The sequence below is a fragment of the Streptomyces sp. SS8 genome (genome assembly GCF_054072955.1).
Genome location: NZ_JBSVCZ010000033.1, coordinates 15,135 through 27,516, shown reverse-complemented (window position 1 = coordinate 27,516; position 12,382 = coordinate 15,135). Strand labels below are relative to the sequence as shown.

The 12,382-nt window shown below is 77.2% G+C and carries 10 protein-coding genes; 5 read left to right on the top strand and 5 right to left on the bottom strand.

What is annotated here, in order from left to right; translation table 11 throughout:
• Positions 1-133: 133 nt before the first annotated feature.
• Positions 134-1,390, top strand: coding sequence for a sensor histidine kinase (locus ACW69E_RS24860; RefSeq protein ID WP_457500530.1), 1,257 nt, complete (start codon positions 134-136; stop codon positions 1,388-1,390).
• The gene (locus tag ACW69E_RS24855; protein WP_457500529.1) at positions 1,387-2,022 is read left to right on the top strand and encodes a response regulator; all 636 of its coding nucleotides are present in this window, start codon (positions 1,387-1,389) and stop codon (positions 2,020-2,022) included. Before ACW69E_RS24860 ends, ACW69E_RS24855 begins: the two co-directional genes overlap by 4 nt.
• Positions 2,023-2,065: 43 nt before the next feature.
• On the opposite strand, the gene ACW69E_RS24850 is transcribed toward ACW69E_RS24855, so the two are convergent.
• Both ACW69E_RS24850 and ACW69E_RS24845 read right to left on the bottom strand, forming a co-directional pair.
• On the bottom strand, positions 2,066-2,266 hold the full coding sequence (locus ACW69E_RS24850) for an IclR family transcriptional regulator domain-containing protein (protein WP_457500528.1): 201 nt from the start codon (positions 2,264-2,266) through the stop codon (positions 2,066-2,068).
• Positions 2,267-2,325: 59 nt separating this feature from the next.
• Positions 2,326-3,003 carry an ArsR/SmtB family transcription factor gene (locus tag ACW69E_RS24845; protein ID WP_457500527.1) on the bottom strand — a complete coding sequence of 226 codons (678 nt, stop codon included), beginning with the start codon at positions 3,001-3,003 and terminating at the stop codon, positions 2,326-2,328.
• An 85-nt stretch (positions 3,004-3,088) separates the two neighbouring features.
• On the opposite strand from ACW69E_RS24845, the gene ACW69E_RS24840 reads away from it, so the two are divergent.
• The 3 genes from ACW69E_RS24840 to ACW69E_RS24830 all read left to right on the top strand — a co-directional run bounded on the left by ACW69E_RS24840 (position 3,089) and on the right by ACW69E_RS24830 (position 6,114).
• On the top strand, positions 3,089-4,369 hold the full coding sequence (locus ACW69E_RS24840) for an MFS transporter (RefSeq protein WP_457500526.1): 1,281 nt from the start codon (positions 3,089-3,091) through the stop codon (positions 4,367-4,369).
• A 154-nt stretch (positions 4,370-4,523) separates the two neighbouring features.
• Positions 4,524-4,931 carry a YciI family protein gene (locus ACW69E_RS24835; protein WP_457500525.1) on the top strand — a complete coding sequence of 136 codons (408 nt, stop codon included), beginning with the start codon at positions 4,524-4,526 and terminating at the stop codon, positions 4,929-4,931.
• A gap of 7 nt (positions 4,932-4,938) precedes the next feature.
• Positions 4,939-6,114: an RNA polymerase sigma factor gene (locus tag ACW69E_RS24830; RefSeq protein ID WP_457500524.1), complete on the top strand. Its 1,176-nt coding sequence runs from the start codon at positions 4,939-4,941 to the stop codon at positions 6,112-6,114.
• A gap of 72 nt (positions 6,115-6,186) precedes the next feature.
• Here ACW69E_RS24830 and ACW69E_RS24825 read toward each other — a convergent pair whose 3' ends face one another.
• The 3 genes from ACW69E_RS24825 to ACW69E_RS24815 form a co-directional block, all read right to left on the bottom strand.
• Positions 6,187-6,780: a DUF4291 domain-containing protein gene (locus ACW69E_RS24825; protein ID WP_457500523.1), complete on the bottom strand. Its 594-nt coding sequence runs from the start codon at positions 6,778-6,780 to the stop codon at positions 6,187-6,189.
• A gap of 85 nt (positions 6,781-6,865) precedes the next feature.
• On the bottom strand, positions 6,866-8,743 hold the full coding sequence (locus tag ACW69E_RS24820; RefSeq protein ID WP_457500522.1) for a hypothetical protein: 1,878 nt from the start codon (positions 8,741-8,743) through the stop codon (positions 6,866-6,868).
• Positions 8,740-12,381: a DUF5682 family protein gene (locus tag ACW69E_RS24815; protein WP_457500521.1), complete on the bottom strand. Its 3,642-nt coding sequence runs from the start codon at positions 12,379-12,381 to the stop codon at positions 8,740-8,742. The genes ACW69E_RS24820 and ACW69E_RS24815 overlap by 4 nt, the downstream gene beginning before the upstream one ends.
• Between the last annotated feature and the right edge of the window lies 1 nt (position 12,382).

The following is a 12,382-nucleotide window of genomic DNA, read 5'->3' as shown; positions in this document are numbered from 1 at the left end:
CCCCCACTCTCGGCCGCCGCCCCCCGGGCGGGCATCCGGCCCAGGGCGGCAATCGGCGGGCCGAAGGGCGGCGTGCCGGTTCCAACTTTCGACAGAGGCCGGGCCAGGGCCGTCTCCCTAGGATGGAAGGACTGTGAACACCGCCGCCCCCGCCCCGACCCCCACCGCCCGGGCACTGACCTGGTGCCTGCATCTGCTGGTCGTCGGGCTGCTCGCGCTCGCCGCCGGACGGGCCGTGACCGGCGGCCGCCCGCACGCCGGGTGGGTCGTCGCCGCGGCGGCGGTGTGCGGTCTGTCGTACGCGGCCGGCCCGCTGCTGCCCCGGGTGAGCCGCTCGCGGCGGGCCGCCGCGCTGTGGCTGGCCTCCGTGGGCGCCGCCTGGCTGGTGCTGCTGGCCCTCTCCGCGGACGGGGTGTGGGTGGCGTTCCCGCTGTACTTCCTCCAGCTCCATCTGCTGCCCCGCCGCGCCGGTCTGGCCGCGGTGGCGGCCACCGCGGCGGCCGCCACCGGCGGTTTCGCCGTCCATCAGGGCTCCTTCGGCGCGGCGATGGCGATCGGGCCGTCCCTGGGCGCGGCGGTGGCGGTGGCGGTGGCGTGGGGGTACCAGGCCCTGTACCGGGAGAGCGAACGGCGCAGGCAGCTGATCGAGGAGCTCACCGCCACCCGTGCCGATCTGGCCGCGGCCCAGCACACCGCCGGTGTGCTGGCCGAGCGCGAACGCCTGGCCCGCGAGATCCACGACACCCTCGCTCAGGGGCTGACCAGCATCCAGCTGCTGCTGCGGGCCGCGGAGCGGGCCCTGCCCGGCGCGCCGGAGACCGCCGCCCGCCATGTCGGCCAGGCCCGCCGCAGCGCCGTCGACAACCTCGCCGAGGCCCGCCGCTTCGTCGCCGCCCTCGCCCCGCCCGCGCTGGAGGGCACCACCCTGGCCGGAGCCCTGGAACGCCTGTGCGCCACCACCGGCGCCCATCACCGGATCGCCGTACGCCTCCGCACCACCGGCGACCTCGGACCGCTGCCGACCGCACACGAGGTCGCGCTGCTGCGGATCGCCCAGTCGGCGCTGTCCAACACCGTCCGCCACGCCGGTGCCACCACAGCCGAGGTCACCCTCGGCCTGCTCGGCGACCACGTCACCGTGGAGGTCGCCGACGACGGACGCGGCTTTGACCCCGCCCGCCTGCCCGCACCCGATCCGGAGACCGGCGGGTTCGGGCTGGCCGCCATGCGCGCCCGCGCACACGCCCTCGGCGGGGAACTCACCGTCGACTCCGCCCCTGGCCGGGGCACCGTCCTGACCGCCCGGCTGCCCCTGGGCCGGTCCGGCGGCACCGCGCCCGAGCCCGGCCCCGATCCCTCACCCGACACCTCGTCCGGGGCACGCCCGTGACCGATCCCGCCATCCGCCTGCTCCTGGCCGACGACCACCCCGTGGTGCGGGCGGGGCTGCGCGCCGTACTGGAGACCGAACCCGGCATCGAGGTGGTGGCCGAGGCCGCCACCGCCGAGGCCGCCGTCGCCCGCGCCGCCGGGGGCGACATCGACGTCGTCCTCATGGACCTCCAGTTCGGCGGGGGGATGAACGGGGCCGAGGCCACCGCCGCGATCACCGCCCGCCCGTCGGCGCCCCGGGTGGTGATCGTCACCACCTACGACACCGACGCCGACACCCTCCCCGCCATCGAGGCCGGCGCGACCGGCTACCTCCTCAAGGACGCCCCGCCCCAGGAGCTGGCCGCCGCCGTACGCACCGCCGCCGCGGGCCGCACCGCGCTGGCCCCGGCCGTCGCGGACCGGCTGATGAACCGGCTTCGCACCCCCGGCACCGCCCTGACCCGGCGGGAGACCGAGGTGCTGGCCCTGGTCGCCGAGGGCCTGTCCAACCAGGCCGTCGGCGCCCGGCTCCACCTAACCGAGGGGACCGTCAAGTCCCATCTGGCCCGTGTCTACGCCAAGCTCGGGGTCGAGTCCCGTACCGCCGCCGTCGCCACCGCCACCGAACTCGGCCTCATCCGGCGGTAGCGGGCGGCACCGGCGGGCGCGCACCGGGCGCCGGGCAGGGCGGTCAGGAGCGTCCGGCCGGATCCGCCTCCAGCGCCCGCGCCGCGGCGCCCAGGGCCGCCACCAGCGACTGGAGGTCGTGCGGGTCGTGGCGCACGCCGGGCATGGACACCGACAGACCGGCCGGCGCGGTGCCGTCGGCGTCGCGCACGGGGACGCCGGCGGCGACGAGTCCGCGTTCGGAGCGCGCGGCCTGCAGAGCCACGCCGACGGTGCCCGGGGACCGGCGAGGTGATGGGTGGGGGGCGGCGGCCGGGGGAGGGGTCAGGCGCCGGTTCCGGTGGCGACGGGCAGGCCGGCCAGGCGCCACTCGAGCATGCCGTCGCTCAGGCGGATCGCCCTGCGGCCCTGTCCGGCCAGCAGGCGTACGGCCTCATGGGCCATCACGCAGTACTCGCCGCGGCAGTAGGCGACGACCTCGACCCCGTCGGGCAGCTCGCCGACGCGCTCGGCGAGCTCGCCGACGGGGACGGATATCGCACCGGGGATGTGCCCGGCCGCGTACTCCTGCGCGGGGCGCACGTCCAGCACGACGACATCGCCGGACTCGGCCCGGGCCAGGAGTTCCTCCCGGGTGACCTCCCGGTCCGCCTCCGGGCCGAGGTAGGCGGCGCGGGCCGGTTCGACGGCGGCCTGATGCGCCTGGGCGACTTCACGCAGCAGCGCGAACAGGCGGGCCACGTCCTCGCCGGCGAGCCGGTAGTGGACGCGCACCCCCTCGCGCCGGGTGGAGACCAGACCGGCCTGCTTGAGGGTCTGGAGATGCGCGGACGCGGTGGTCAGGTTCAGTCCGGCCGCCCTGGCGAGCGCGTCGACGGTGCGTTCCCCCTGGGCGAGCAGGTCGAGCAGTTCCAGACGTTTTCCGCTGGCCAGGGCCTTGCCTGTGGCCGCGAACGCGTCGTAGAGCCGGGCCTTGGCCCGGGCCTTCGGAGTTCCCTCCATGAAATCCTCCATAATTCCATGGAATATCGTAGACGAGGGTGGGCGCACCGGCCCACCCTTCCGTACCGAGACCCGGAGGAGCGCCGTGAGGTTCTTTGACGACCACCCGGCAGCGCCGCCCGACGCCGCCGGACGCCCCGTCCGGCTGGGCCTGGCGGAGAACCGGCTCCAGTTCACCCTGCTGGTCATCGTCAACGTCTGCGTCGGCGGCCTGGTCGGCCTGGAACGCACCACCGTCCCGCTGATCGGCACCGACGTCTTCGGGCTGACCAGCGACCTGGCGGTGTTCTCCTTCATCATCGCCTTCGGCCTCACCAAGGCGATGACCAATCTCGCCGCCGGTGCGCTCACCGCCCGTTTCAGCCGCAAGCAGCTCCTGGTCGCCGGCTGGCTGATCGGCGTACCCGTCCCCTTCGCCCTGGCCTGGGCGCCCTCATGGGGCTGGATCGTCGCGGCCAACGTCCTGCTCGGCCTCAACCAGGGCCTGACCTGGTCGATGACCGTCAATATGAAGATCGACCTCGTCGGCCCCTCCCGCCGGGGTCTGGCCACCGGTCTCAACGAGGCCGCCGGCTACACCGCCGTCGGCGTCACCGCCCTGCTTACCGGCTATCTCGCCACCGCCTACGGCCTGCGCCCGGTCCCCGAACTCATCGGCGTCGTCTTCGTCGGGGCCGGCCTCGCACTGACCCTGGTCGTCCGCGACACCGCCGCCCACGTCGCCCTCGAAGTCGCCCGGCACTCCAGGCCCCTGCCCGACGGCGAGAACACCGCCCCGGCCGCCACCTTCGCCCGCACCTCCTGGCGCGACCGCTCCCTGCGCGGCGCGAGCCAGGCGGGCCTGGTCAACAACCTCAACGACGGCCTGACCTGGGGCGTCTTCCCCCTGCTGTTCACCGACCGCGGTCTGGGGCTGGCGGCGGTCGGGCTGATCAAGGGGCTCTACCCGATCCTGTGGGGCATAGGCCAGATCGCCACCGGCCACCTCGCCGACCGCGTCGGCCGCAAGCCCCTGATCGTCTCCGGGATGCTCGTCCAGGCCGCGGGCTTCGTCCTCGCCCTCGCACTGCTGGACCGTCCGCTCCTGGCCGGAGTCCTGTCCGCGGTCGCGCTCGGGATCGGCACCGCCATGGTCTACCCGGCCCTGATCGCCTCCGTCTCCGACCACGCCCATCCCGCCTGGCGTGCCAACGCCCTGGGCACCTACCGCTTCTGGAGGGACATCGGTTACGCCGCCGGCGCGCTGGTGGCAGGAGTCCTCGCAGACGCACTCGGGCTGGAGGCCACCGTCGTCGCCGCCGCGGTGCTCACCGCCGCCTCCGGTCTGCTGGCCGCCCGCTGGATCGCCGAGCGCCCCGCTCGGTGAGCGCCCGGCCGCCCGGCCGGTGAGGGACGGCTCCTCCGGGTTCGCCCGCACGGGTCGAGAAAGCCCGCGCGGTGATGTCGAGAACCCGCGGCCGGCTCCGTCCCCGGGGTGAGCGCGGCCACAATGGGCCGCACCGGCACCAAGGAGAGACACGATGGCCAAGTACCTGCTGCTCAAGCACTACCGCGGCGCCCCGGCCCCGGTAAACGACGTGCCCATGGACCGGTGGACGCCGGAGGAGATCTCGGCCCACGTGCGGTACATGCAGGACTTCGCGGCCCGGCTCGAGAAGACCGACGAGTTCGTGGACAGCCAGGCGCTCGCTCCCGAGGGGACCTTCGTCCGGTACGGCGGCGAGGGACGCCCGCCGGTCACCGACGGCCCCTTCGCCGAGACCAAGGACCTCATCGCCGGCTGGATGGTGATCGATGTCGACAGCCACGAGCGCGCCGTCGAGCTGGCCGGGGAACTGTCGGCCGCACCCGGAGCGGGCGGGAATCCGCTCCACGAGTGGCTCGAGGTGCGCCCGTTCCTGGCCGCACATCCCCCCACCACGGAGTGACCCCCAGGTGGACGAGACGCTGCTCCGGAGCCTCGTACCGGGCGTGCTCGCGATCCTCGGCCGCCGCGGAGCCGATTTCGCGGCGGCCGAGGACGCCGTACAGGAAGCACTTCTGGAGGCGCTCCGCGTCTGGCCCGTCGACCGGCCACGGGACCCGAAGGGCTGGCTGGTCACCGTGGCCTGGCGCAAGTTCCTCGACGCGACCCGGGCGGACGCCGCCCGCCACCGGCGCGAGGAACTGCTCGGGCGGGAACCGGAGCCCGGGCCGGCGCCCGCGGTGGACGACACCCTCCGGCTCTACCTCCTGTGTGCCCACCCGTCGCTGACACCGTCGTCCGCGGTCGCGCTCACGCTGCGCACCGTCGGGGGACTGACCACCCGCCAGATCGCCCGGGCCTACCTGGTGCCCGAGGCGACCATGGCCAGGGGGCACCTCCCATGCCGAAGGCCATGGGGGAGGATCAGCCGGGCCAAGCGCGCCGTGGCCGGTGTACGCCTGGACCGGCCCGGCGATGTGGCCACCGTGCTACGCGTCCTCTATCCGGTCTTCAACGAGGGCTACTCCGGGGACGTCGACCTCGCGGCCGAGGCCATCCGGCTCACCCGGCGGCTCGTGGCCGCCGCCGACCACCCGGAGGCGTCGGGGCTGCTCGCCCTCATGCTGCTCCACCATGCCCGGCGCGCCGCCCGGACCGCACCCGACGGCAGCCTCGTGCCGCTCGCCGAGCAGGACCGCGGCCGGTGGGACACCGAACTGATCGCCGAAGGTGTGGACATCCTGCAGGCGGCCCTCGTCCGCGGCCGACCGGGCGAGTACCAGGTCCAGGCCGCCATCGCGGCGCTGCACGCCGACGCGCCCACCGTGGAGGAGACCGACTGGGTGCAGATCGTCCAGTGGTACGACGAACTCGTGCGCCTGACCGGCAGCCCGGTCGCCGAACTCAACCGCGCGGTGGCCGTCGGCGAGGCCGACGGGCCGCGCGCCAGCCTGGCGGCACTCGCCGCGCTGGACGACTCCCTGCCCCGCCGCGCCGCGGTGGCGGCGTACCTCCACGAGCGCGACGGCGACACGGCGACGGCGGCACGGCTGTACGCCGAGGCGGCAGGGAAGGCCCCCAGCCTCGCCGAGCGCGACCACCTGACGCGCCGGGCCGCCCGGCCCAACTCCCGCCGACGCTGCTGACGGGGCCGTCGGCGGGTCGCGGCAGGACCGTCCAGCCCGGGCCGGCGCCTTGATGCCCCGACCGGCCCCCCGTCAGGCGCGCAGATGGGACAGTAGACCGCCGTCCACGGGATAGGGGTGCTCCGCGGGCAGGAGTCGCCGGGCGGCCTCCAGCGCTCCGTTACGCACATGGGCGTGAACCGTGTGCGCGAGCGCGGTGACGTCGGTGATGGACACCGTCCACTCGTCCGCGTACCTGCGCGCCGCTTCGCCGGTGAGGCCGAGTTGCAGGGAACGGTGGGGCAGCGGCCGCAGGCGCAGGTCGCGTTCGGGGTCCCACTGGACCCGTGCCGGGGCCCGCTTCAGCCGACGCCTCCAGGTGGCGGGATCGGGGTGCAGCCCGCGTTCGTAGTGGCTCAGGCAGGCGTGCTCCAGAGCCCACTCGAAGCCCTCGCGGGTGATCTCGACGGCGAGGACGGTCTGCTGGCCGTCCTTGGTGCCCCACCCGGAGCGGTACATCATCCACAGGAAAGACGGCTTGACCCACGTCATCCGGTCCCTCTTCCACGCCGCGGGGAAGCGTCCGTCCCGGGCGGCGGGCACGCCGATCTCCGGTGCGTACGCCTGGTACACGGTCACGGTCGAGGCGGTGTGGAGGGCGCGGATCCGGTGTCTGGGTTCTGTCACGGTGACCAGAGTCGGTGCCCGCCGGGGCCGGGGCCACCGAATTATCGGGCCGGCCCCGCCGCCGGCCCCGCCGCCGGGCCCGGCGTCACGGCCCCGCCGCCACGGAGCGGGCGGGGCCCGGGGAGGGCGCACCGGCTGCGGTGGTCTTCCAGGCGCTCGCGCACAACGCCCGCTCCACCGTGCCGAGATAGACCGCGGCGGCCAGCCAGGCCCGGGCGAAACGGCCGGTGTCGGCCGGGAGCAGGCGGCCGAAGGCGTCGCGGGAGCGGTCCGCGGCGGCGGCGTGGAGGCCGTCCAGGAGATCGGCCCCCGTGGCGAGGCCGAGGCGGCGCAGCCGGGCGCCGTCGCCCGACTCGCCCCCGGGGAGGGCGAGGACACGACGCCCCCCGGAGACCGCCTGGTGGACGCGGCGGCGCAGCAGGTGCAGCGGGGCGGAGGCGTCGCGGTCCCCGGTGAGGGCGGCCGGGACCCGCGGCGCGACCGCTCCGGCGGGCAGGTCCGCGCGCTGGAGGCGGTCCAGGCCCAGGTCCACCCGGGCGCCGGGGTCGCAGGGGTGCTCGGTGGCGAGCAGCAGGGCGCGGGGCAGCGGTCCGGGCACCAGCCGGGCGACGATCCGCCGCCGACCGTCCCCGGCGGCGGCGAGCAGACGGAGGTTGTCGCGGCAGGGAAGTGCGGGATCGTCGTGGGCGGCGGCCAGCCGCAGGGTGAGGCCCGCGCAGTCGGCCAGCAGGCAGTCGCCCGCCGCCTCCCGCACCGTGCCGGTGACGGCCACATCGAGGAACAGCAGGTCCTGCCCGCCGTCCAGCGCCCGGGCCACCTGCTCGGCGGCGGGCACGGCCCACAGCCGGTCCAGCGGTTCGGCACGCCAGGCGGCACCGGGCGCGCGGACCGCCCGCACCCCGGCCCCCGCGCCCAGACGGCCCGTCGGGGAGACGGTGGCGCCGGACACGGCCAGCCCCGCACGCGACAGCTCGCGGTGGGTCAGGGCGGTGTCGCCGATCCGCACGGACCGGTCGGCGGCGCCGATCGCCCGGGCGGGTCCGCCCGGCGCCACGTCCGACACCGTGTACAGGCGCCCGTCCGCGTCGGCGGTCCAGGTGACCGCGCCCGCGTAGCCGGTCGCGGTGAGGACGGGCTCGCAGAAGAGCCCGTACAGGCGCAGGGAGCCGTCCGGGCGGTACGGCTGCCGGGCTCTGCCGCGCAGCCCGGCCAGCTCCGGGCCGGTGGCGTGCGGGAGACGGTGGGCGGTGCCCAGGGTGTCGGCCAGCGCGCCGGCGAGATCGGCGAGGCGGTACCCGGGGTCGGCGGAGCGGGCCGCGCGCACCCCGGTGACCACGGAGACCGCCGCGGCGCCGGCTCGTGGGAGGCCGGCGAGCCGGGCGGTGTGCGCGGCGCGCAGGAGCTCCGCCTGGAGCACCGCGCCGGCGCCGTCCGCACCGGCCTCCAGGACGGCGGCGGCCGCGTCGAACACCGCCCGTGCGGCGGCGCGTTGCCCGGCGGTGGCGGTCTCGGCCCCGGCCCCTTCCTCACGGTCCGCCCGGTCCGCCCGGCCCGTCCGCGGCGCCGGTCCCGTATCACCCCGCGCCCCTGCCTCCCCCCGCGACGCCGGGGCCTCGGCCGCTTCGGCCGCCCCGGCGGGTCCCCCGGTCCCGGCGGGCTCCGGGGCCGGGGCCTCGTCGGCGACCGGCGCGGCCGAGGCCGCCGCCGCGCGGTGCAGGCAGCCGGGGGCCAGCAGGCATCCGCAGCGGATCGCGTCCGCACCGGTCACCGTCCCGCCGGGTGCGTGCAGGACGACGTCGGTCTCGTCGTCGACGGCGATCCGCACGGTGTCGCCCTCGCGGACGGCCGGCCGCGCGGCGAGCTTGGCGACGCCCGCGTCCAGCCGCTTGCGGAGCCGGGGCGTGAGCGCCGCGACGAGCTCGGCGGTGACGGACGGGGCGACCGGAGGAAGGTCCTGGCTCATGTGATCTTCTCCCCTACCCAGCGGGCGAGTTCGAGCGGACTGAGGGCGGCGACGGGCATGCCCGCCGCGACGAGCTGACCGGCGACCGATGTGGAGTAGCGGGGCCGGCCCGTGTCGTCCAGGCTGGCGCAGCCCAGGACGTGGCAGCCGGCCGAGACCAGCGCGCGGACCTCGGCGAGCAGACCGCCGAGCGGATAACCCTCCTCGAAGTCGCTGACGACCACGACGAGGGTGCGCGAGGGGACGGTGACCAGCTCGCGCGCGTGCCGCAGCCCCGCGGCGATGTGGGTGCCGCCGCCCACGCTGACCTCCAGCAGCAGCGACAGCGGGTCGTCCACGTGCCCGGTGAGGTCGACGACCTCGGTGGAGAAGGCCAGGAAGTGGGTGGAGAGCGCCGGCACCCCGGCCAGTACCGAGGCGGTCAGCGCGGCCCACACCGTGGACGCCTCCATGGACCCGGACACATCCGTGACCAGGATCAGCCGCCAGTCGGCGGCCCGGCGTCCCCGGGCGCGGAAGACCGGACGCTCGGGGATCACCCGCACCGTGCCGTCCGGGCCGCGGCGGGCCGTGGCCAGGTTGGCCCGCAGTGTGCGGGGCAGGTCCAGGCCGCCGCCGGGGCGTCTGCCGGGACGCGGCAGGGACGCGCCGTGCAGTGCGGGCCGCAGCCGGGTGGCCAGCTGCCGGGTCAGCTCCTCGACCAGCCGCCGCACCAGCGGGCGCAGTGCGGCCAGCCGGGCCTCGGGCAGCCCGCCCGCGTGCCGCAGCACGGTGCGCAGCAGGTCCACCGAGGGCCGCACGGCCTCCGCGTCCAGCTCCGTCAGGACGTCCCGGCGGCCCGCCTCGGCGGCCGCCGCCAGCACCTCCTCCCGGATGCCCGGCCCGAACAGCGCGGCCAGCTCCTCGGACCACTCCCGCACCCCGGGATACGGGGCCTCCCGCCCACCGCCTCCCGCCGGGCCGGTGAGCTCCCCCCGGCTGCCCTCACCGCGGCCGCTGCCGTACAGCTCGTCCAATGCGGTCGCCAGCGGTGCGGCGGAGGGCGGCAGCCGGTCGGTGCGGCGGCCCAGCAGCAGACGCCAGCGGTCGGCGGGGGCGAGGAGGCGGTCCCGAGCCGGGGGCACGGAGGGTGCGGCGGTCCCGCAGGCGCCGCCGGCCGCCGGGGCCCCGTCCGGCGCGGGCCCGGGGGCGGTGCCCTGCGGGGCGTCCTTCGCCGGGGCGCCCTCCGGCCCGGGCGGCAGTCCCCACGAGCGCAGCGTCTCACGGGCCGCGAGGTCCGCCTCGGCCCAGGCGGCGAGAGCGGCCGGATCGACGCCGCCGGTGTCTGCGACACGCGTGGTGCCCAGGCGCTCCTCGACGGCCGCGAGAAGGCGGTCGCGGGCCGCTGGGCTGAGGGTGTCGAAGCCGCCGCGCAGCGCGGGGAGCCGGTCCAGGAACGCCCGGTCGGGCAGCTCGGTCACCCGGCCGAGCAGGGGCTCCAGGGCGGGCGGCGCCGCCTCCAGCAGCGGGCCCGCGGCGGTCAGCAGCCCGCCGAGCCGGGCGGTCAGCGCGGTGCGGGAGTCGGGGTCGGTGGCTCCGTCGACCCAGGAGGCCACGCGGTCGCCGAGGGCCCGAGCGTCCTCGTGCCCGAGCAGGACGCGCACGGCCGCGGCGGCACCGCGCATCAGGGGGGAGCCGTCGTCGGACAGGCGGGCCAGGGCGCCGGACAGCCGGATTCCGCCCAACAGGTCGGCCCGGGAGGAGAGTTCGAGCAGGGCGCGGGCGTCGGCCGGGTCCTCGGACCCGGTCAGGCCGTCCACCTGCCGCACCGCCGCCGCCGTGAGCGGCTCCGCGGCGGCCGCCGCCCGGGCCTCACGGCCGCTCCCGGCGCCGAGCCCCGGGACATGGCCGGACCGCAGCCGGTCCAGCAGGGCCAGTCCGGCCAGCAGCTCCGGCAGGGTACCGGCCCGTGGCAGGACGTCGGCGACCTCGGCGAGGCGCTCGTCCGCGAGCCCGGCCAGACCGCACTGCGCCGCCTGCCGGAGCCCTTCGAGGGCCTGCGCGGCCGTCGGCCCGCCCTCCTCGCGCTCCAGGCGCAGCCGTTCGCGCAGCACGCCCTCGGCGGCCTGCGCGGGGGTGACCCCGCGTGCGCCGGCAGCGGTCAGCATGGCGTCCGTGGCCGGTGTCCAGCGCACCTCCCAGCGGGAGGTGAGGGCCTCGGCGCCGCCCGCGCCGACGACCTGTCCGGCCTCCCCGTAGGGCACCCCGCACACCACCAGCCGGCGCAGCAGCAGCTCACGGCGGCGGTCGAGGTCGGAGCGCAGCGGGTCCAGCCGCAGGTCCCGCGAGGGGCCGGGGCCGCCGGAGGAGGGGCCGGGCAGGCCCAGCCGAGCCACCTCGGCCTCGACCGCGGGAGCCAGGCCGCTGCGGGGCGCCCGCGGGGCGGGGCGCCCGACGCGCGTGCCGACGAGCACCCGCTCCATCGCACGCGCCACGGCCCGCCCACGCCCGTACGGCTCGCCCTGCGCGAGCACCGCCTGCACGGCCTCGACCAACTCCCCGCGGCCCGCGGCGGGCAGGCCCCGCAGCCGGGCGAGGTCCGAGGCGAGCCGGGTTATCTCCCGCGCGTCGGCGGGGCCCGAGGGGTGCCCCAGGCTCCGCAGTTCGCCGCAGACGCGTACGGCCGCCCGCGTCAGGGCCTCCTCCATCGCGGCCGGATCTCCCGCCGCGCGCAGGACCATGTCCTGCCACTGAGGGTCCCGGATGCCCGCCGGGTAGCCGGACCGCTCGTCGAGGAGGGCGTATGTGTACGGGATCAGGGAGGTGGTCCAGGCGGGCCGCCCCGCGTCGGCGGCCGTCCCGGCCTCCCCGCCGCGCTCCTTTCCGGCCTCCTGACCCACGAGCGCCGGGGCGTGGAACGCGCCGACCACCACGGCGGCCCGCCGACCGTGTGCGGTGGCCTCGGCCAGCCGGGCCCGCATCCAGCGCTCGCGGCGCAGGTCCAGCTCCGGTACACCGCCCGAGGCGGCCGCGTCCTCGCGCAACGCCCACCCGGTGAGCAGGGCGGCCCGGCGCAGGGCCTCGGGCGGGGAGCCGGGAGCGGCCGCCTCGACGAGCCGGTCCCACAGGTCGTCCCCCGCCCGGCCCGTCAGCCGGGCCCGCAGAGCGGTGGCGAGACGGGGCCCGCCTGTCCATCCCTCCCCGGCCCGCCGCCCCTCGGCCCACGCGGGGTCGGCGAGCGGCAGGTCGCAGGCGACCACGTCGACACCGCGCCGGACGGCCCAGCGCACGGCGGCCAGCTCGGGCGAGAAGTCGGCGAACGGGTAGAACGCCGGCTCCCCGCCGCCGCTCCCGTCCGAGGGGGCGGCGGCCAGCGCCACCGGGGCCTGTGTCTCCTCGTGCCCCAGCCAGGGCAGCCACCGCTGCATCTCGGCGGGCAGTTCGACCAGCAGCACGTCCGGCTCCGCATCGTCCAGCAGCGCGGGCACGGCGGCGGCCAGGGAGGGCGCGTGGTGCCGTATCCCGACGAGGTAGGGCGCGGACGGGCCGGTGAGGGCGGCGAGCACCTCGCCGGGCGGGGCCGGCGCGGCAGGGTCGCCGGGGGAGGGGGAGCCGCCCGGGGCGGGGGAGACGGGGGCGGCCCCGTGGGAGAGGGACACG

Bases quoted from the DNA above. Each gene is read 5' to 3' on its own strand.
- ACW69E_RS24835 (WP_457500525.1), top strand. From the start codon at position 4,524: ATGGCCAAGTACCTGCTGCTCAAGCACTACCGCGGCGCCCCGGCCCCG.
- ACW69E_RS24845 (WP_457500527.1), bottom strand. From the start codon at position 3,003: ATGGAGGGAACTCCGAAGGCCCGGGCCAAGGCCCGGCTCTACGACGCG.
- ACW69E_RS24820 (WP_457500522.1), bottom strand. From the start codon at position 8,743: ATGAGCCAGGACCTTCCTCCGGTCGCCCCGTCCGTCACCGCCGAGCTC.